The organism is Streptomyces sp. NBC_00335 (assembly GCF_036127095.1).
Taxonomy (GTDB): domain Bacteria; phylum Actinomycetota; class Actinomycetes; order Streptomycetales; family Streptomycetaceae; genus Streptomyces.
This window is the reverse complement of sequence record NZ_CP108006.1, coordinates 3,840,515-3,859,561: the sequence shown is the minus strand read 5'-3', so window position 1 is coordinate 3,859,561 and position 19,047 is coordinate 3,840,515. Positions and strand designations below refer to the sequence as shown.

Genomic DNA, 19,047 nt, shown 5'->3' with positions numbered 1-19,047 from the left:
GTCGGGCATGTCGCAGGATCACTCCGTCGGGTGATCTGCCGCTTACCCATAGTCCGTTCGGACCATTCAAGATTGGGCCCGTCGGGGGTGTTGCACTGTGCCCGCCTTCCGTAACGTCCTCAACTGGCAGCGGTGAATATGCCGCTACCGCCGTGGGGGAGCCTCGATTCGGGAGAGGACGGCGCCGGGATGGGCTGGGTTACCGACTGGAGTGCGCAGGCAGCCTGCCGCACTACCGATCCGGATGAACTGTTCGTTCAAGGAGCGGCACAGAACAGGGCCAAGGCGGTGTGCACCGGATGTCCGGTGCGGACCGAGTGCCTGGCCGACGCGCTCGACAATCGTGTCGAGTTCGGAGTGTGGGGCGGAATGACCGAGCGGGAGCGACGTGCGCTGTTGCGCCGGCGCCCCACCGTCACCTCGTGGAGGCGACTGCTCGAAACCGCACGCACGGAGTACGAGCGCAGTACGGGCATCCTCACCATGGATGACGATGAGGAGATCGGTGTTCCGTACGAGACGTACGCGGCAGCCGGGTAGACCACCTGGGCACCCGTCGTAGGAACGCCTACGCTCCGGCCGGAACCCCGGCCGCGAGTCGCTCTCCGATGGCCCGCAGCCCGGCGAGGTCGTGTACGTCGCCGGGCAGGGCGGCCACTTCGGCCACCGCCACCTCGGGGTGCAGCGAGGTGAAGCGGTCACGCGTGCGCTGTTCGCGCGCGATGACCTGCATGCGCTCCGCGTGCAGGCGGAGCAGTCCTGCCGTGATCACATCCACGTCGGCTTCTACGGCGTCGGCGCCGGTCTCTCGCGCAGTGCGGGCGTCGGGGTCGGTGTCGGAGTCGGATGCGGGGTCCGTGGAGTCACGAAGTCCAGCTTTCCCGGACTCCTGATCCACAATGCCGCCTTCTTCAAGATTCTCCGCGGCGGCCAACGCCCGCTCCGCCGACAGCTGTTCGGCGCCGCTGCCGTGCACCCGGTTCAGTACGAGCCCGGCCAGCGGCATCCGTTCCGCGGCCAGCCGCTCGACGAAGTACGCGGCCTCGCGCAGCGCGTCCGGTTCGGGCGCGGAGACCACCAGGAACGCCGTTCCGGGAGCCTGGAGGAGCTGGAAGGTGGCGTCCGCGCGGGTGCGGAAGCCGCCGAACATCGTGTCCATGGCGGCCACGAAGGTCTGTACGTCCTTCAGCAGCGAGGCACCCATCAGCTTGCTCAGCGTGCCCGTCATCATCGACATGCCGACATTGAGGAACTTCATCCCCGCCCGGCCGCCCACCTTCGCCGGAGCCATCAGCACCCGGATGAACTTCCCGTCCAGGAAGGACCCCAGGCGCCCCGGCGCGTCCAGGAAGTCCAGCGCGGAGCGGCTCGGCGGGGTGTCCACCACGATCAGGTCCCAGTCGTCCCGGGCCCTCAGCTGCCCCAGCTTCTCCATCGCCATGTACTCCTGCGTGCCCGCGAAGCCGGCCGACAGGGACTGGTAGAAGGGGTTGGCGAGGATGGCCTCGGCGCGCTCGGGGTCGGAGTGGCCCTCGACGATCTCGTCGAAGGTCCGCTTCATGTCGAGCATCATGGCGTGCAGTTCGCCGCCGCCGTCCGCGCCTTCCGGGCCCCGCACGCCCGTGACTCTGCGCGGAGTGTTGTCGAGCGAGTCGATCCCCATCGACTGGGCCAGCCTGCGCGCCGGGTCGATGGTCAGGACGACCACCTTGCGCCCGCGCTCGGCCGCCCGTACCCCGAGCGCCGCGGCGGTCGTGGTCTTGCCGACGCCGCCCGCGCCGCAGCACACGATGATCCGGGTCTGCGGATCGTCGAGCAGCCGGTCGACGTCCAGTCGCGGGGGAGCGTCCATCGTCGTCGCCTCCATCGTCATCTCCATGGTCCCGGCCTCGCTCATTCCTCGCCCACCTGCTTGCGCAGCTCCGCGGCGAGCCCGTAGAGCCCGGCCAGGTCCATCCCCGCGCCGAGCAGGGGGAGTTCGTACGTCGGCACGTCCAGCCCCGCCAGTACGGTGCGCTGGGCGCGTTCCAGCTCCACCCGGCTCGCGTGCTCCGAGGCCTGCGCGAGCAGCGGGTCCACCAGCCGTTCGGCCGGCCCGCCGCGCCGGGCGCTGCCGAGGCCGGCCCGGGACAGCGCCCTGGAGACGTCGGAGCGCCGCTCGCCGGAGGCGGCGCGCAGGGCGTCCTCGTCGAGGTGGTGCGGCCGGACCATGTTGACGACGACCCGCCCCACCGGCAGGCCCGCCTGGCGGAGCTCGGCGATCCCGTCGGCGGTCTCCTGCACGGGCATCTCCTCCAGCAGGGTGACCAGGTGCACGGCCGTCTCGGGGGACTTGAGCACCTTCATCACGGCCTGCGCCTGGTTGTGGATCGGCCCGAACCGGGCCAGGCCCGCCACCTCGTCGTTGACGTTCAGGAAGCGGGTGATCCGCCCGGTCGGCGGAGCGTCCATGATCACGTGGTCGTAGACGAACCGGCCGGACTTGTCCTTGCGCCGGACCGCCTCGCACGCCTTGCCCGTCAGGAGCACGTCGCGCAGTCCCGGCGCGATGGTCGTCGCGAAGTCGATGGCGCCGAGCTTCTTGAGGGCGCGGCCGGCCGAGCCGAGCTTGTAGAACATCTGGAGGTAGTCCAGGAGCGCCCGCTCCGCGTCGATGGCGAGCGCGTAGACCTCCCCGCCGCCCGAGGCGACGGCGATCTTCCGGTCCTCGTAGGGGAGCGCCTCCGCCCCGAAGACCTGGGCGAGGCCCTGCCTGCCCTCGACCTCCACGAGAAGAGTCCGCTTGCCCTCGCGTGCGAGGGCGAGCGCGAGTGCCGCGGCGACCGTGGTCTTGCCGGTGCCGCCCTTGCCGCTGACCACCTGGAGCCTGCTCACAGGGCCCGAGCCTAATTCCTCCCCGGCGGCGGCGGTGGTGGCGGGGCCCCGCACGGCAGGCACTACGCTCGCTCCCATGACCAAGAAGTTCGAATACGCGACCGTCCCGCTGCTGGTCCACGCCACCAAGCAGATCCTGGACACCTGGGGCGAGGACGGCTGGGAGCTCGTCCAGGTCGTTCCCGGCCCGAACAACCCCGAGCAGCTCGTGGCCTACCTGAAGCGGGAGAAGGCGGCATGAGCGGAGTCGTCGAGGCGAAGCTGGCCGAGCTCGGCCTGACCCTCCCCGAGGTCGTCCCGCCGCTGGCCACCTACCAGCCGGCCGTGCGCTCGGGCGCCTACGTGTACACCGCGGGGCAGCTCCCGATGGTGAAGGGCAACCTGCCGGTCACCGGCAAGGTCGGCGCGGAGGTCTCGGCGGAGCAGGCCAAGGAACTGGCCGCGACCTGCGCGCTGAACGCGCTGGCCGCGGTGAAGTCCGTCATCGGCGACCTCGACAAGATCGCGCGCGTCGTGAAGGTGGTGGGCTTCATCGCCTCCGCCCCCGACTTCACGGCACAGCCGGGCGTGTTGAACGGCGCGAGCGAGCTGCTGGGCGCCGTCCTCGGCGACAAGGGCGTCCACGCCCGCAGCGCGGTCGGCGTGGCGGTCCTCCCGCTGGACGCCCCGGTCGAGATCGAGATCCAGGTGGAACTGGTTCCTGGAGCCTGACCTCGGCGCGGCCCTGTGGGGCCGAACGTCTACCCCGGAGGGGCCGGACCCTGCCCGTAGGGCACGATCCGGCCCCTCCGGCGTTTGCTCTTCAGCCGTCCGGCGTTTGAGGACCGGGGTCTGGGGCGGAGCCCCAGAGGGGTCCGGGCGCAGCCCGGTACCCCTTCCCAGCCCGTCCGGCGCTTGAGGACCGGGTCAGGGCAGGCCCTGGGAACTTCGCCCCGCGCAGCCCGGCAGGCAGGGGCACCCCTCGAACATCGGCCCGGATGCCCGTAGCATCCCGCCATGCCGAATGGTCAGTACGGTCAGCAAGAGACCTCCGCCGGAGGTCAGTGGTACCCCCCGGAGTGGCCCGACCGGATCCGCGCCCTCGCGGACGGCGCCCTCACCCCGGTGGAACCGAGGCGCGCCGCCACCGTGATGCTGCTGCGCGACACCCCCGACGGCCCCGCCGTGCACATGCTGCGCCGCCGCGTCGAGATGGCCTTCGCCGGAGGCGCCTACGCGTATCCCGGCGGCGGCGTGGACCCCCGGGACGAGGACCACCTCATCGGCTGGGCCGGCCCGAGCCGTGCCGAGTGGGCGGAGCGCATGGGCACCGACCCGGCCACCGCCCAGGCGATCGTCTGCGGAGCCGTCCGGGAGACCTTCGAGGAGGCCGGGGTGCTGCTCGCGGGCGAGTCCGCGGACACCGTCGTCGGCGACACCACCGGCGAGGACTGGGAGGCCGCCCGCGCGGCCCTGGTCGCCCGTGAGCTGTCCTTCGCCGAGTTCCTCGACCGGCGGGGCCTGGTCCTGCGCTCCGACCTGCTCGGCGCGTGGGCCCGCTGGATCACCCCGGAGTTCGAGCCGCGCCGCTACGACACCTGGTTCTTCGTCGCGGCCCTCCCCGAGGGGCAGCGCACCCGCAACGCCTCCACCGAGGCCGACCGCACGGTCTGGATCCGTCCGGCCGACGCCGCCGCCGGCTACGACAAGGGCGAGCTGCTGATGATGCCGCCCACCATCACCACCCTGCGCTCCCTGGAGCCGTACGCGAGCCCCGCGGAGGCCCTCGCGGCGGCCGGCGCCCAGGACCTGACCCCGGTCCTCGCCCAGGCCACCCTCACGGACGGGGAGCTGGTGCTCAGCTGGCCGGGCCACGACGAGTTCACCAAGCGGGTCCGCCTCACGGCTCCCGGCACCCCCGGCCCCGCGCACCCCGGAGGAGCCCCCGCATGACCGATGCCGCCGCCCTGCCCGGCCAGCCCCGCGGAATGGTTGCCTCCGGACCCGCCACCGCCCGCGCGGTGAACGTCCTGGCCCCGAACGCCTCCCCGATGACCCTCGACGGCACCAACACCTGGCTCGTCTCCGAGCCCGGCTCCGACCTGGCCGTGGTGATCGACCCCGGCCCGCTGGACGACGTACACCTGCGCGCGGTGATCGCCGCCGCCGAGGGGGCGGGCAAGCGGGTCGCGCTCACCCTCCTCACCCACGGACACCCCGACCACGCGGAGGGCGCGGCCCGCTTCGCCGAGCTGACCCGGACGAAGGTGCGCGCCCTGGACCCGGCCCTGCGCCTGGGCGACGAGGGCCTGGCCGCCGGGGACGTCATCCGCACGGGCGGTCTGGAGCTGCGCGTGGTGCCGACGCCCGGCCACACCGCGGACTCGCTCTGCTTCCACCTGCCCGCCGACCGCGCGGTCCTGACCGGCGACACGATCCTGGGGCGGGGCACGACGGTCGTCGCGCACCCCGACGGGCGCCTGGGCGACTACCTGGACTCCCTGCGCCGGCTGCGCTCGCTGACGGTCGACGACGGGGTCCACACGGTGCTCCCGGGGCACGGGCCGGTCCTGGACGACGCGCAGGGAGCGGTGGAGTTCTACCTCGCCCACCGGGCGCACCGCCTCGCGCAGATCGAGACGGCGGTCGAGAACGGCCTGGTCACCCCCGAGGCGGTCGTCGCCCACGTCTACGCGGACGTGGACCGGTCGCTGTGGCCGGCCGCGGAGTGGTCCGTACGCGCGCAGCTGGAGTACCTGACGGAGCACGGGCTGATCCCCGGGGCCCCGGACTGAGCGGGCCGCAGGCGGCCTAGCCCGCCGGCCGGGGCGTCTTCGTCCCGTGCCGGGTCGTGTACTCGTCCGCGAGCCACGGCCCGAGGTCCTCGACGTAGGCGCGCAGCACGGCCGGGTCGGCGACCGGGTCCAGCGCGGCGGCGGCAGCGGCGCGCATCTGGTCGGCGCGCTCGGGGTAGTACTGCGCGAACACCTCCGCCGACTCGGTGAGGTCGCTGGTCCAGCCGCCCCACCGCGGCATGACGAGGGTGAACCCGGTCCGTACGAGGTGCCGCGAGACGCCCCGGCACAGCTTGCGGTACTCCTCCGGGGTGGCCGCCTCCCGGATCCGCTCGCGCACCCTGGGCAGCAGCTCGGCGAGGTCGCCGTTGGTCTCGCGGGCGAGCAGGCCGTCGGGCCGGTAGCGGGGCAGGTGCTCGGCCAGGTCCGCGCCGAGCAGCGGGGTGCACAGGCAGGCGAGGAACCAGCCCAGGTCGTAACGTTCCTGCTCGCTCAGCAGCCGGTCCTTGCCGTACAGCAGGATCCCGACCCCGTCGATCTCCGCGAACTCCTCGTCGATGCCGCGCGCCAGCGCCTCGGCGGTGTCGCGGTCCTCCCCGCCGGGCGCGTGGTGCAGGGCGATCAGCAGGTCGAGGTCGGACCGCCCGGGCCGGGCGTTCCCGCGCGGCACGGACCCGTACAGGTAGGCGCTGTGCAGGCGTCGCCCGTACGCCTCCCCGATCCGCTCCCGCACGGCGGCGACGAGCCCCCGGAACTCGGCCTGCACCTGCCCGAGCGAGCCTTCGCGCTCGAAGTACCCGTACGCGTCGAGGCCTCTGTGCTCCATGGGTCCACTGTGCCTTTCCCCGGGCGGCACACCGCGGGGCGAAACGCCGGGTGCTCGCATCCGGCCGCCGGGCAGCCACGGCGCAGCCGAAATCAGCCCCGCCGTCGTTTGAGGCGCGGGGGCGCAGGGGCGCGGGGGCAGAGCCCCCGGAACGGCGCCGCAGGTACGCGGAAGGGGCCCCGCCCGACCGGGCAGGACCCCTCACACGACTGTGACCGGCGTCAGCGGGACCGCTTCGCGAGCCGCTCCACGTCGAGAAGAATCACCGCACGCGCCTCCAGGCGGAGCCATCCGCGTCCCGCGAAGTCGGCCAGGGCCTTGTTCACGGTCTCGCGCGACGCGCCGACGAGCTGGGCCAGCTCCTCCTGCGTGAGGTCGTGCACGACGTGGATGCCCTCCTCCGACTGCACGCCGAAGCGGCGCGACAGGTCGAGGAGCGCACGGGCCACGCGGCCCGGGACGTCGGAGAAGACCAGGTCGGACATCTGGTCGTTGGTCTTGCGCAGGCGCCGCGCGACGGCGCGCAGCAGCGCGGTCGCCACCTCGGGCCGGGCGTTCAGCCAGGGCTGGAGGTCTCCGTGACCCAGACCCAGCAGCTTGACCTCGGTCAGCGCGGTGGCGGTGGCGGTGCGCGGGCCCGGGTCGAACAGCGACAGCTCGCCGATCAGCTCTCCGGGGCCGAGGACGGCCAGCATGTTCTCGCGGCCGTCGGGGGAGGTGCGGTGCAGCTTCACCTTGCCCTCGGTGACGACGTAGAGCCGGTCACCGGGGTCGCCCTCGTGGAACAGGGCGTCACCACGTGCGAGGGTCACCTCGCCCATGGAGGCGCGGAGCTCCGCGGCCTGCTCGTCATCGAGCGCCGCGAAGAGCGGGGCACGCCGCAGTACGTCGTCCACGAGTCTCTCTCCTATGTCGACCAGCCAGGGGGATCGCTCCCCCATTTTGCCGGACGGCTCAAACAGTGCGATCAATCACGTTCATCACAAGGATGCCGGACGTACGGGTGTGCTGTGCGGCGAGAGGCCGATCGGGGTGGTGTTACCTCAGGTCCGGGGGTGTCGTAGTCACCCCGTCCCGGACCTGCGGCGGGTCCAACAGGCCGGTGAGAGCACAGGCCAAGGGGTCCGGCGGAGTGACGGCCACGGTAAATTCAGCCGTGGGCGAACACGGCCTGGTGGGAGCCCTCCCGGAGCAGTCACCCCCGCTTCAGGGCAAAACTTCGGCCAAGAAACCCCGGCCGGGCGGAGCTCACGTCCGGCCACGGGCGGAGGGCTGTGCGGCGTAGCCTTCGGGGATGGCAGAGAGCAAGGTCAAGAAGGCCGGGGCGAAGCCGGAGAGCCATCTGGCGATGGTGCGGCGGGCACGCAGGATCAACCGCGAGCTGGCGGAGGTCTACCCGTACGCGCACCCGGAGCTCGACTTCCGCAACTCCTTCGAGCTGCTGGTCGCCACCGTCCTGTCCGCGCAGACCACCGACCTGCGTGTGAACCAGACGACCCCGGCCCTCTTCGCCGCGTACCCGACCCCCGAGGACATGGCCGGAGCCGATCCGGAGGCGCTGGAGGAGATCATCCGGCCGACCGGGTTCTTCCGGGCGAAGGCCAAGTCCCTGCTCGGCCTCTCACAGGCGCTGCGGGACGACTTCGGCGGCGAGGTGCCCGGCCGGATCGAGGACCTGGTGACGCTCCCCGGGGTGGGCCGCAAGACGGCGAACGTGGTGCTCGGCAACGCCTTCGGCGTGCCCGGGATCACGGTCGACACCCACTTCGGCCGGCTGGTGCGGCGCTGGAAGTGGACCGAGCAGGAGGACCCGGAGAAGGTCGAGGCGGAGATCTGCGCGATCTTCCCGAAGAGCGAGTGGACGATGCTCTCGCACCGCGTCGTCTTCCACGGCCGCCGGATCTGCCATTCCCGCAAGCCCGCCTGCGGGGCCTGCCCGATCGCACCGCTCTGCCCGTCCTACGGGGAGGGCGAGACCGACCCGGACAAGGCGGCGAAGCTCCTGAAGTACGAGAAGGGCGGCCAGCCCGGCCAGCGCCTGAGCCCGCCCCCGGACTACCCGGGCCTCCCGGCGCCTGCCAAATCCGGCCCGGTGGACGCCTGAGCCCGGTCAGCGCCTGAGCCCGCCACCGCGCTGCTCAGGCTGCCGGCGCCGTGACATCCAGCCCCGCCGGCGTTCGAGGCGCGGGATCCGGGGCGGGGCCCCGGCAGCGGAGCCGCACCCGCAAGGAACGAATCGCTACCCGCACCGCGTTTGGCGGTGTGTGGGGGACCACGGACAGGGGTGCCTATGACAGAGGCCACGCAGAACCGCCGCGCTGACACCGGGCTCGGCGCAGCCGCCGCGCACGGGGCCCCGTACGACACCCGGCGCGGCCCGCGCGGAAGCATCGACCTGCGCACCCACGGCCTGCCCGACTGGCTGGACCCCGTCGTCGAGGCGGCCCGGACGGTCCGGCCCACCCAGCTCAGCCGGTTCCTGCCGCCGGAGGACGGCCGCGGCCGCCAGTCCGCCGTACTGATCCTCTTCGGCGAGGGCCCCCGAGGCCCGGAGCTGCTGCTGATGGAGCGCGCCGGCACCCTGCGTTCGCACCCCGGCCAGCCCTCCTTCCCCGGCGGGGCCCTCGACCCCGAGGACGGCGACCCGCACACCACGGGCCCGCTGCGCGCCGCGCTGCGCGAGGCGGAGGAGGAGACCGGTCTGGATCCGGCCGGGGTCCAGCTCTTCGGGGTGCTGCCGCGCCTCTACATCCCGGTCAGCGGGTTCGTCGTGAGCCCGGTGCTCGGCTGGTGGCGCGACCCCAGCCCGGTCGGCGTGGTCGACCCGGCCGAGACCGCCCGCGTCTTCACGGTGCCCGTGGCCGATCTCACGGACCCGCAGCACCGCGTCACCGTCGTCCACCCGAGCGGCTTCCACGGCCCGGCCTTCACCGTGGAATCGGCTCTGGTCTGGGGTTTCACCGCCGGAGTGATCGACCGGATCCTGCACTTCGCCGGCTGGGAACGCCCCTGGGACCGGTCCCGGGAAGTCCCGCTCGACTGGCGCGCATGAGACGGTGAGCCCTGTGAACGTGCTGGACATCTTGTTGCTGCTCGCCGCCGTGTGGTTCGCGATCGTCGGCTACCGCCAGGGGTTCGTCGTCGGCATCCTGTCGGTGATCGGTTTCCTCGGCGGTGGTCTCGTCGCCGTGTCCCTGCTGCCCCTGATCTGGGACCGGGTCACCGACAACGGCACCCAGGTGTCCACGACGGTCGTCGTCATCGCCGTGGTCGTGATCATCGTCTGTGCCTCGATCGGCCAGGCGCTGACCACCCATCTGGGCAGCAAGCTCCGGCGCCACATCACCTGGTCCCCGGCCCGCGCGCTGGACGCGACGGGCGGCGCCCTGGTGAACGTGGTCGCGATGCTGCTGGTGGCCTGGCTGATCGGTTCCCTGGTCGCCGGCACGTCAATTCCCACGCTGGGCAAGGAGGTCCGCAACTCCAAGGTGCTCTTCGGCGTCTCGCGGGTCCTTCCCGCGCAGGCGAACACCTGGTTCTCGGACTTCAGCTCCACCCTGGCGCGCAACGGCTTCCCGCAGGTCTTCAGCCCGTTCTCCAACGAGCCGATCACCGAGGTCCAGCCGCCGGACCCGCTGCTCGCGCGCAGCCCCGTGGCCGAGCACGCCAAGCAGTCGATCGTGAAGGTCGTCGGCACGGCGCCCGCGTGCAGCAAGGTGCTGGAGGGCACCGGCTTCGTCTTCGCGCCGGGCAAGGTGATGACCAACGCGCACGTGGTCGGCGGGGTCGGCGAACCGACCGTGCAGGTCGGCGGCGAGGGCAAGCTCTACGACGGCAAGGTCGTGCTCTACGACTGGGAGCGCGACATCGCCGTCCTGGACGTGCCCAAGCTGAAGGCGCCGGCACTGGAGTTCACCGACAAGGGCGCGTCGAGCGGCAGCGACGCCATCGTCGCGGGCTTCCCGGAGAACGGCGCGTACGACGTCCGCGCGGCACGCGTCCGCGGCCGGATCAACGCCAACGGCCCGGACATCTACCACCGCGGAACCGTACGACGGGACGTCTACTCCCTGTACGCGACGGTCCGCCAGGGCAACTCCGGCGGCCCGCTGCTGACGCCCGAGGGCAGGGTGTACGGAGTCGTCTTCGCGAAGTCCCTCGACGACCCCAACACCGGTTACGCCCTGACCACGGAGGAGATCCGCGAGGACATCCGGATCGGGGAGACGGCGAACCGGCGGGTCGACAGCCAGGGTTGCGCTCTCTGAGCCCTACGGGAGCCTTGAGGGGCCCCGTGGCCCTGCCGCAGGCCCCGTGGCCCCGCCGGGGCCCGGGAGCCCCTGCCGGGCCCGGGAAGCCTTGCCGGCCCCTTGCCTACGTGCGTTGGTGCCTGAGCCTGGCGGAGACCCAGCGGGCCCGTCGGCGCAGGATGCGCGGAATCCCGAGTCGGGGGTCGTCGTGGCCTTCGCGGCCCTGCCCCCTGTGCGTGCCCGGCGTGACCGTCGAGCGGCGTTCGTGTGCGGTGTCACCGTAGTCGTGCGTCCAGCCCATACTCCGAGCTCTGCCCGGGGCCCAAGGTCGGTAATCGCGTTCGGGGCGGCCAATTGGCCTATGCGCCAGGCAATTGAATGCTTGTCATATAAGAGACCGTCGGCTCAGCGGTCCGGCTCGGGATCCTTCAGCCAGTTGACCAGCTCGGTCGAGAACGCCACCGGGTCCTCCTCGTGCGGGAAGTGCCCGAGCCCGTCGAAGAGCCGCCAGCGGTACGGGGCTTCGACGTACTGCCCGGACCCCGCCGCACTCCGCGTGCGCATCACCGGATCGAGCGAGCCGTGCAGGTGCAGCGTCGGCACCCGCACCGGCCGCTTCATGCGCCGGTTGAACTGCAGGCCGTCGGGCCGGGCCATGGAGCGCATCATCCAGCGGTACGGCTCGACCGAGCAGTGCGCGGTGGAGGGGATGCACATCGCGCGCTGGTACACCGCGACATCGTCCTCCTCGGGGAGCCGGGGGCCCGACCAGTCGCGGATCAGTTCGCCGACGAGCGCCCCGTCGTCGGCGACGAGCTGACGCTCGGGCACGAACGGCCGCTGGAAGCCCCAGATGTGCGAGCTGGCGCGGGTCTGGCCGAAGTCGGACAGCATCGCGGAGCGCCACCGGCGCGGGTGCGGCATCGAGGACACCACCAGCCGGCGCACCAGCTTGGGCCGCATCACCGCCGCCGTCCAGGCGAGGTAGCCGCCCAGATCGTGCCCGACGAGAGCGGCGTCGGGCTCGCCGAGGGACCGTACGACCCCGGTGATGTCCAGCGCCAGGTTGGCCGGGTCGTAGCCGCGCGGGGTGCGGTCGCTGCCGCCCACCCCGCGCAGGTCCATCGCGACCGCCCGGTAGCCCGCGTCGGCCAGCGCGGTCATCTGGTGCCGCCACGTCCACCAGAACTGCGGGAACCCGTGCAGGAGCAGCACCAGCGGTCCGTCGCCCAGCTCGGCGACGTGGAACCGCGCCCCGTTGGCCGCGACGTCCCGGTGCGTCACTTCTCGCCCGCCGGGGATGGCGATCCGGACCGCCGTGGCGGCGGTGGGGGGCGCAGCGAACGTGCCGGAATCGGACGAGGGGGCTGTCATGAGGACGAGCGTGCCACACCCACGGCGTTGTCACTGACCGACCGGGCGTGGGGCTTGACGGTGCCGACGAGGGCCGCCGTCTCCTTGACCGAGGCGATGGTCTTCACCGGCGGCTTGATCTTCTTGAACTTCGCCATGGCGATCAGCCCGATCACGCCCGCGAGCAGCCAGAACGCCACACCGACGATCAGGAAGGACCAGGCCAGCCCGAGTCCGAGGTTGTGGATCCCGTACGCCGCCGCGAAGCTCAGCACCGGCAGCGAGAAGAGGAGGAGCACGCCCGCGACGATCGCGGCGCCGCTTCCGATGCCCGCGCGCTTGACGTCCTGCTTGATCTCCACCTTGGCGAGGGCGATCTCGTCGTGCACCAGGGCGGACATCTCGGCGGTGGCCGAGGCGACCAGCTGGCCGAGTGTGCGCTCGGCTCCTGGGGCCCCTTGGTCCACTGCGCTCATCGCTCTCTCCCTCTGTCGTCCGACTGCGACGGCTGTCCTGTCGTCAGGTCAGATCATGCCGGACGGCCGTCGTCGGTGCTGGATCCGCCCGGAGCTTCGGACACGGCGATCGTGGCCGCTTCCGCCTTGCGCAGGTGCTCCGCGGCCTTGGCCTCGTAGATCTTCGCCATCCGCAGGTGGTAGTCCGGCTTGTCCTGCTCGTAGATGTCGGGGATGCCGTCGAGGTCCTCGTCGCGCTCCTCGTCCTCGGTGAGCGCCTTGTACCTGCGGTTGCGCAGCTTCAGCAGGACGCACGCGACGATGGCGGCGATGAGCGAGCCGATCAGGACGGCGGCCTTGATCTCGTCGGTGAGGACGGGGTCGTCGGTGAAGGCGAGCTCGCCGATCAGGAGCGAGACGGTGAAGCCGATGCCTGCGAGGGAGGCGACGGCGAAGACGTCCGGCCAGGAAAGGTCGTCGTTGAGCTCCGCCTTGGTGAAGCGGGCGGCGAGCCAGGTGCCGCCGAAGATGCCGAGCGTCTTGCCGACGACGAGGCCGAGGACCACGCCGAGGGGCTCCGGCCGGGTGAAGACCTGGCCGATGGACTCGTCGGAGAGGGAGACGCCGGCCGAGAACAGGGCGAAGAGCGGGACGGCCAGACCGGCGGAGAGGGGCCGGACCATGTGCTCGATGTGCTCGCCCGGGGAGTGGTGCTCGCCCTCCTTGCGGTGGCAGCGCAGCATCAGGCCCATGGCAACACCGGCGATGGTGGCGTGGACGCCGCTGTTGTACATCAGGCCCCAGATGACCAGGGCGAGCGGGACGTAGACGTACCAGCCGTGCACGTTCACCCGGAGCAGGAACCAGAAGAGGACCAGGCCGGCGACCGCGCCGCCGAGCGCCAGGAAGTTGATGTCGCTGGTGAAGAACACCGCGATGATCATGATGGCGAACAGGTCGTCGACCACGGCCAGGGTCAGCAGGAACGCGCGCAGGGCGGACGGCAGCGAGGTGCCGATCACGGCGAGGACGGCGAGTGCGAACGCGATGTCGGTGGCGGTCGGGACCGCCCAGCCGTCGGTCGAGCCGTTGCCGAGCACGTTGGTCAGTACGTAGACCAGCGCGGGCACGGCCATGCCGCAGATCGCGGCGATCACCGGGAGCGCGGCCGCCTTGGCGTCGCGCAGGTCGCCCGCGACGAGCTCGCGCTTGAGCTCGATGCCGGCGACGAAGAAGAAGATGGCCAGCAGGCCGTCGGCCGCCCAGTGCTGGAGCGAAAGGTCCAGGCCGAGGGAGGCGGGCCCGATGTGGAAGGAGCGGACGCTTTCGTAGCTCGCCGAGATGGCGGGCACGTTCGCCCAGACGAGGGCGGCGATCGCGGCCACGAGGAGGAGGACGCCGCCCACCGTCTCGGCACGCAGGGCGTCGGCCACGAAGCGGCGCTCCGGCAGCGAGAGGCGGCCGAGGAGCTTGCGGCTCTGGTTGTCGGTGGGGCTGGGCGCGGCCACGGGGGGCACCTCCGGGGTGGGTTGGACGGCATGGCGAAGCATGTTGCCGACCAGACTTCCCGGCGCACCCTGTGGAGTAGCTCTTTAACCATCTAATACTTTACAGGGTGTACGCGTGGGTGTATCCGGTGATCGTCACTTTATGTGCGAAAGGGGCATCCGGCGCGCCGCGCCGAATGCCCCTTTCGTCGTGTCGTACGGGTGTCTCAGACCTTTCCCGGCCTGCGGATCAGTCCTCGCTGCCGGCGGCCGGCAGCTTGCTCTGGATCAGGTCCATGACGGAGGAGTCGGCGAGGGTGGTGACGTCGCCGACCGCGCGGTTCTCGGCGACGTCGCGGAGCAGGCGGCGCATGATCTTGCCGGAGCGGGTCTTCGGCAGCTCCTGCACGGGCAGGATGCGCTTGGGCTTGGCGATGGGGCCGAGGGTGGCGCCGACGTGGTTGCGGAGCTCCGCGACCAGGGTGTCGGTCTCGGAGGCGCTGCCGCGCAGGATGACGAAGGCGACGATGGCCTGGCCGGTGGTCTCGTCGGCGGCGCCGACGACCGCCGCCTCGGCGACCGAGGGGTGCGAGACGAGCGCGGACTCGACTTCGGTGGTGGAGATGTTGTGGCCGGAGACGAGCATGACGTCGTCGACGCGGCCGAGGAGCCAGATGTCGCCGTCCTCGTCCTTCTTGGCGCCGTCGCCGGCGAAGTACTTGCCCTCGAAGCGGGACCAGTAGGTGTCGATGTAGCGCTGGTCGTCGCCCCAGATGGTGCGGAGCATGGAGGGCCACGGCTCGGTGAGGACGAGGTAGCCGCCTCCGCCGTTGGGGACCTCGTTCGCCTCGTCGTCCACGACGGTGGCGGCGATTCCGGGCAGGGCGCGCTGGGCGGAGCCGGGCTTGGTCTCGGTGACACCGGGCAGCGGGGAGATCATCATCGCGCCGGTCTCGGTCTGCCACCACGTGTCCACGATCGGGCAGCGGTCGCCGCCGATGTGCTTGCGGTACCAGATCCAGGCCTCGGGGTTGATCGGCTCGCCGACCGAGCCCAGCACGCGAAGGCTGGAGAGGTCGAACTTCGCGGGGATGTCGTCTCCCCACTTCATGAAGGTGCGGATCGCGGTGGGCGCGGTGTAGAGGATGGTGACGCCGTACTTCTGTACGACCTCCCAGAACCGGCCCTGGTGCGGGGTGTCCGGCGTGCCCTCGTACATCACCTGGGTGGCGCCGTTGGCGAGCGGCCCGTAGACGATGTAGGAGTGCCCGGTCACCCAGCCGATGTCGGCGGTGCACCAGTAGACGTCCGACTCCGGCTTCAGGTCGAACACCGCGTGGTGGGTGTACGAGGCCTGCGTGAGGTAGCCGCCGGAGGTGTGCAGGATGCCCTTGGGCTTACCCGTGGTCCCCGAGGTGTACAGGATGAACAGCGGGTGCTCGGCGTCGAAGGCCTGCGGGGTGTGCTCCGCGGACTGGCGCTCGACGATCTCGTGCCACCAGACGTCCCGGCCCTCGGTGAAGGCGGTGTCCTGGCCGGTGCGGCGCACCACCAGGACGTGCTCGACCTGCGGGCACTTGGCGACGGCCTCGTCGATGGCGGGCTTCAGGGCGCTCGGCTTGCCGCGGCGGTAGCCGCCGTCGGAGGTGATGACCAGCTTCGCGTCGGCGTCCTGGATGCGGGAGGCGACGGCGTCGGCGGAGAAACCACCGAAGACGACCGAGTGGGCGGCGCCGACGCGGGCGCACGCGAGCATCGCGACGACGGCCTCGGGGATCATCGGCAGGTAGACGGCGACCCGGTCGCCGGCCTGGACACCGAGCTCGGTGAGGGCGTTGGCGGCCTTGGAGACCTCGTCCTTGAGCTCGGCGTAGGTGATCGAGCGGCTGTCGCCGGGCTCGCCCTCGAAGTGGATGGCCACGCGGTCGCCGTTGCCGGCCTCGACGTGGCGGTCCACGCAGTTGTACGCGACGTTCAGCTTGCCGTCCGCGAACCACTTCGCGAAGGGCGGGTTGCTCCAGTCGAGCGTTTCGGTGGGCTCGGTGTCCCAGCTCAGCCGCCGCGCCTGCTCGGCCCAGAAGCCCAGCCGGTCCGCGTCGGCCTGTGCGTACGCAGCCTGAGTCACATTGGCGGCGGCGGCCAGATCGGCAGGCGGTGCGAACCGCCGCTCCTCCTTGAGCAGATTGGCCAGGCTTTCATTGCTCACGACGCATCTCCCTTTCCCAGGGTGTCCGTTGTGTCCCCGGTTGTGTCCCCGGGCATAGCTCATCAGTCAATGGCCCGGGTGACAAGAGGTTGCCGTGAATTGGTGTAGACCTATTACCCGGCCGGGCCCACGCGCGAGTGGCCCCCTCCCGCTGCAGGGTGCGGGAAGGGGCCACTGAGTGGCACGGATACGGGAGGGTATCGGTTCAAAGCTCCCGCTCGGAGGGGGTCTACCCGTTCAGCCGGTCGGCCGGTCGGCTCTTCGGCCGGTTGGCCGGTTGGCCGTTCGGCCGTTCAGCCGCGCAGCGCGCCCGCGCCGACGGTGTCGAAGACCCGGCAGTCGAAGAAGTCCTCTCCCTCCGACAGCAGGTACGCCTGCGCCTCGCCGACGTGGAAGTACATCCCGTGCAGCTCCAGCGTGCCCTCGGCGAGCCGGCGGGCCACCGATTCGTGCGCCCTCAGGTGCTCCAGCTGCTGCACCACATTGGTCAGGCACAGCTGCTCCACGGCATCCGCCGGCAGCCTCCCGGAGATCCGCGCCCAGGCGTGATGGCGGCTCGCCATCCGCTCCAGGCTCGGCAGCCCGTGCCGCAGCCACCGACGCAGCGGGGTCATGGGCACCCCGGGCGCGGAGCTGAGCAGCGCCTGCATGGCCCCGCACCCCGAATGCCCGCAGACCGTGATGCTGTCCACCTTCAGGACGTCCACGGCGTACTCGATGGCCGCCGCGACCGAATCGTCCGTGGACTCGGCCCCCGGGAGCGGGACGAGGTTGCCGACGTTGCGGACGGTGAACAGGTCCCCGGGGCCGCTGGCCGTGATCATGCTGGTCACCAGGCGGGAGTCCGCGCAGGTGAGGAAGAGCTGCGAGGGTCGCTGCCCCTCCCGGGCCAGCCGGGCCAGCTCCTCGCGCACGTGCGGAGCCGTGTCCCGCTGGAAGGCGCTGATCCCGTTGGCCAGTTGACCGGCCCCGCGCCCGCGGGGCCCGGCCGGCGGGGTGGGGGCCGGGGTGGGAGCGGGGGGCGCGGCCGGGCTCTCGGCCGCCGCCGGGTCCGTACGGGACACCGTGCCGCGGTGGTCGCAGTGGTTCTGCCACGGGGTCCAGGGCCGGCAGCACTGGTGGTCCCCGCGCTGCGTACTGCGCTGGGCACCCCGCTGGGCACCCGGCTCGGCCCGCTGGGCCTGCTCGGCTTCGGCGGTCCTGGCTCCCGACCGGCCGGTGACCTCCAGCGAGCCCCCGTGGGCCAGGTGGGAGTCCTGCCAGTCCTGGAGGGTCTCGTAGGCGGCGTGGTCCATGAACGAGCCGTCCAGCTCGATGACGGCGTGCCCGTGGTGCGGGATCTGGTTCAGCACCCGGCTCAGCCGCGGTACCGCGAGGAACGTCAACTGCCCGCGGGCCCACACCCGGTGGACCCCGCTGTCGAGCAGTTCGACGGTGATCCGGGTCCGGGCCAGCCGGTGCAGGGCCAGGGCGACGGCCATCGCGATGCCGATGGCGACGCCCTCCAGGACTCCGCCGAGCACCACGGCCACGATGGTCGTGGCGTAGACGAGGAACTCGCGGTGCCGGGTGACGGTGCGCAGGTGAGTGGCGCTCACCATCTGCACGCCCACCGCCATCACGAGCGCGGCGAGCGCGGCGAGCGGGATCAGGTCGAGGGCGGGCACGAGCAGGCCGGCGGCGAGCAGGATCCACAGCCCGTGCAGCATGACCGAACGGCGGCTGACGGCCCCTGCCTTGACGTTCGCCATGCTGCGGACGGCGCCGCCCGCGACGGGCAGTCCGCCCAGCGCCCCGGAGACGATGTTCGCCGCGCCCTGGCCGCGCAGTTCGCGGTTGAGGTCGGCCCGGGCGGGACGCCCCTGCGTGCTCCGTTGGGTGGCGATCAGTTTGTCGGTGGCCACGGCCGAGAGCAGGGATTCCACACTGCCGACCAGGGTGATGGTCAGGACGGCGGCGATGATGCCGAGGACCGGCCCCTCGGGCAGTTCGGGCAGCGCGTGGCTGCGCCAGGACGGCAGGTCGACCCGGGGCAGGCTGAGTCCGGCGAGGGCGGCGCAGGCCGTGGCGACGGCGACTGCGGCCAGCGCGGCGGGCACCTTGCGCAGGTTCCGCCCGGTGCGCCCCGGCAGTCGTGGCCAGCAGAGCAGGACGGCCAGGGTGAGCACGCTGACGCCGAGCGCGGCGGGATGCAGATCGGCCAACTGGTCGGGAAGTCCGCGGACATTGGCCAGGGCGGAGCTCTGCGGGGTGCCGCCGAGCACGATGTGCAGCTGTGCCAGCGCGATGGTCACGCCGACACCGGCGAGCATCCCGTGGACGATCGCCGGGCTCACCATCAGCGCGGACCGGGCGGTCCGCAGGGCGGCGAGCCCGAGCTGGCACAGACCGGCGAGCACCGTGATGGCACAGGTGGTGCGCCAGCCGTAGTGCTGGATCAACTCGGCGGTGACGACGGTGAGTCCGGTCGCGGGGCCGCTCACCTGGAGCGGTGTTCCGCCGAGCCGTGCGGCCACGATCCCGCCGGCGGCCGCGGCGACGAGCCCCGCCTGCAGTGGGGCGCCGGTGGCCAGGGCGATGCCGAGGGAGAGCGGCAGGGAGATCAGGAAGACGGCTACGGAGGCGGAGAGGTCGGCCTGGAGGCCGGCCGGGAGGCCTTTGGTGGGGGGAGGGGAAGTGGGGGAGGGGGTGGCTGGCATAGGTCCCGTCTCCTCGGGGGGAGGGGTGAAGCGGCGGGATTCTCAACACTCGGTAAATGAACGGTAATGGAGAGTAAAGCTCTGTGGTGAGTAATACGGGCAAACGGCCTAGGAATTAGCGCT

Annotated in this window: 17 protein-coding genes; 8 read left to right on the top strand and 9 right to left on the bottom strand. The window is 71.8% G+C overall.

From position 1 onward, the window contains the following. The first annotated feature begins 189 nt into the window (after nucleotides 1-189). Nucleotides 190-540, top strand: coding sequence for a WhiB family transcriptional regulator (locus OHA37_RS17175; RefSeq protein WP_250745358.1), 351 nt, complete (start codon nucleotides 190-192; stop codon nucleotides 538-540). Nucleotides 541-568: 28 nt separating this feature from the next. Here the strand turns inward: OHA37_RS17175 and OHA37_RS17170 are convergent, their stop codons facing one another. Together OHA37_RS17170 and OHA37_RS17165 are read right to left on the bottom strand one after the other, a co-directional pair. Continuing rightward, on the bottom strand, nucleotides 569-1,879 hold the full coding sequence (locus OHA37_RS17170) for an ArsA family ATPase (protein ID WP_266912876.1): 1,311 nt from the start codon (nucleotides 1,877-1,879) through the stop codon (nucleotides 569-571). 14 nt (nucleotides 1,880-1,893) lie between these two features. Next, on the bottom strand, nucleotides 1,894-2,874 hold the full coding sequence (locus tag OHA37_RS17165) for an ArsA-related P-loop ATPase (protein ID WP_266906137.1): 981 nt from the start codon (nucleotides 2,872-2,874) through the stop codon (nucleotides 1,894-1,896). Between the two features lie 76 nt (nucleotides 2,875-2,950). On the opposite strand from OHA37_RS17165, the gene OHA37_RS17160 reads away from it, so the two are divergent. The 4 genes from OHA37_RS17160 (at nucleotide 2,951) to OHA37_RS17145 (ending at nucleotide 5,648) form a co-directional block, all read left to right on the top strand. Beyond that, nucleotides 2,951-3,115, top strand: coding sequence for a DUF4177 domain-containing protein (locus OHA37_RS17160; protein ID WP_112447450.1), 165 nt, complete (start codon nucleotides 2,951-2,953; stop codon nucleotides 3,113-3,115). After that, a complete protein-coding gene (locus tag OHA37_RS17155) occupies nucleotides 3,112-3,585 on the top strand; it encodes a RidA family protein (RefSeq protein WP_266906135.1) in 474 nt (157 codons plus the stop codon). Before OHA37_RS17160 ends, OHA37_RS17155 begins: the two co-directional genes overlap by 4 nt. A 285-nt stretch (nucleotides 3,586-3,870) precedes the next feature. Next, nucleotides 3,871-4,806 carry an NUDIX hydrolase gene (locus OHA37_RS17150; RefSeq protein WP_266906133.1) on the top strand — a complete coding sequence of 312 codons (936 nt, stop codon included), beginning with the start codon at nucleotides 3,871-3,873 and terminating at the stop codon, nucleotides 4,804-4,806. Continuing rightward, a complete protein-coding gene (locus OHA37_RS17145; RefSeq protein ID WP_266906132.1) occupies nucleotides 4,803-5,648 on the top strand; it encodes an MBL fold metallo-hydrolase in 846 nt (281 codons plus the stop codon). The genes OHA37_RS17150 and OHA37_RS17145 overlap by 4 nt, the downstream gene beginning before the upstream one ends. A 16-nt stretch (nucleotides 5,649-5,664) precedes the next feature. On the opposite strand, the gene OHA37_RS17140 is transcribed toward OHA37_RS17145, so the two are convergent. Beyond that, a complete protein-coding gene (locus tag OHA37_RS17140) occupies nucleotides 5,665-6,474 on the bottom strand; it encodes a nucleotidyltransferase domain-containing protein (RefSeq protein WP_266906130.1) in 810 nt (269 codons plus the stop codon). Between the two features lie 221 nt (nucleotides 6,475-6,695). Next, nucleotides 6,696-7,370: a Crp/Fnr family transcriptional regulator gene (locus OHA37_RS17135; protein ID WP_003981529.1), complete on the bottom strand. Its 675-nt coding sequence runs from the start codon at nucleotides 7,368-7,370 to the stop codon at nucleotides 6,696-6,698. 398 nt (nucleotides 7,371-7,768) lie between these two features. On the opposite strand from OHA37_RS17135, the gene nth reads away from it, so the two are divergent. The 3 genes from nth to OHA37_RS17120 all read left to right on the top strand — a co-directional run bounded on the left by nth (nucleotide 7,769) and on the right by OHA37_RS17120 (nucleotide 10,742). Then, complete coding sequence (gene nth / locus OHA37_RS17130) at nucleotides 7,769-8,578, top strand: endonuclease III (RefSeq protein WP_266906128.1); 810 nt, start codon at nucleotides 7,769-7,771, stop codon at nucleotides 8,576-8,578. Nucleotides 8,579-8,764: 186 nt separating this feature from the next. After that, nucleotides 8,765-9,526 carry an NUDIX hydrolase gene (locus tag OHA37_RS17125; RefSeq protein ID WP_266906126.1) on the top strand — a complete coding sequence of 254 codons (762 nt, stop codon included), beginning with the start codon at nucleotides 8,765-8,767 and terminating at the stop codon, nucleotides 9,524-9,526. Between the two features lie 13 nt (nucleotides 9,527-9,539). Further along, nucleotides 9,540-10,742 (top strand): MarP family serine protease, encoded by a 1,203-nt coding sequence (locus OHA37_RS17120; protein ID WP_266912874.1) that lies wholly within the window; start codon nucleotides 9,540-9,542, stop codon nucleotides 10,740-10,742. Between the two features lie 387 nt (nucleotides 10,743-11,129). Here OHA37_RS17120 and OHA37_RS17115 read toward each other — a convergent pair whose 3' ends face one another. From OHA37_RS17115 to OHA37_RS17095, 5 genes are all read right to left on the bottom strand, one after another. Further along, nucleotides 11,130-12,098, bottom strand: coding sequence for an alpha/beta fold hydrolase (locus OHA37_RS17115; protein ID WP_266906124.1), 969 nt, complete (start codon nucleotides 12,096-12,098; stop codon nucleotides 11,130-11,132). Further along, nucleotides 12,095-12,553 carry a phage holin family protein gene (locus OHA37_RS17110; protein WP_266906122.1) on the bottom strand — a complete coding sequence of 153 codons (459 nt, stop codon included), beginning with the start codon at nucleotides 12,551-12,553 and terminating at the stop codon, nucleotides 12,095-12,097. The genes OHA37_RS17115 and OHA37_RS17110 overlap by 4 nt, the downstream gene beginning before the upstream one ends. Before the next feature lie 53 nt (nucleotides 12,554-12,606). Then, a complete protein-coding gene (gene nhaA / locus OHA37_RS17105) occupies nucleotides 12,607-14,082 on the bottom strand; it encodes a Na+/H+ antiporter NhaA (RefSeq protein ID WP_443046178.1) in 1,476 nt (491 codons plus the stop codon). A gap of 187 nt (nucleotides 14,083-14,269) precedes the next feature. Beyond that, nucleotides 14,270-16,225 (bottom strand): acetate--CoA ligase, encoded by a 1,956-nt coding sequence (gene acs / locus OHA37_RS17100; RefSeq protein ID WP_266906118.1) that lies wholly within the window; start codon nucleotides 16,223-16,225, stop codon nucleotides 14,270-14,272. 293 nt (nucleotides 16,226-16,518) lie between these two features. Further along, nucleotides 16,519-18,924 (bottom strand): SulP family inorganic anion transporter, encoded by a 2,406-nt coding sequence (locus tag OHA37_RS17095; RefSeq protein WP_266906116.1) that lies wholly within the window; start codon nucleotides 18,922-18,924, stop codon nucleotides 16,519-16,521. Nucleotides 18,925-19,047: the final 123 nt, after the last annotated feature.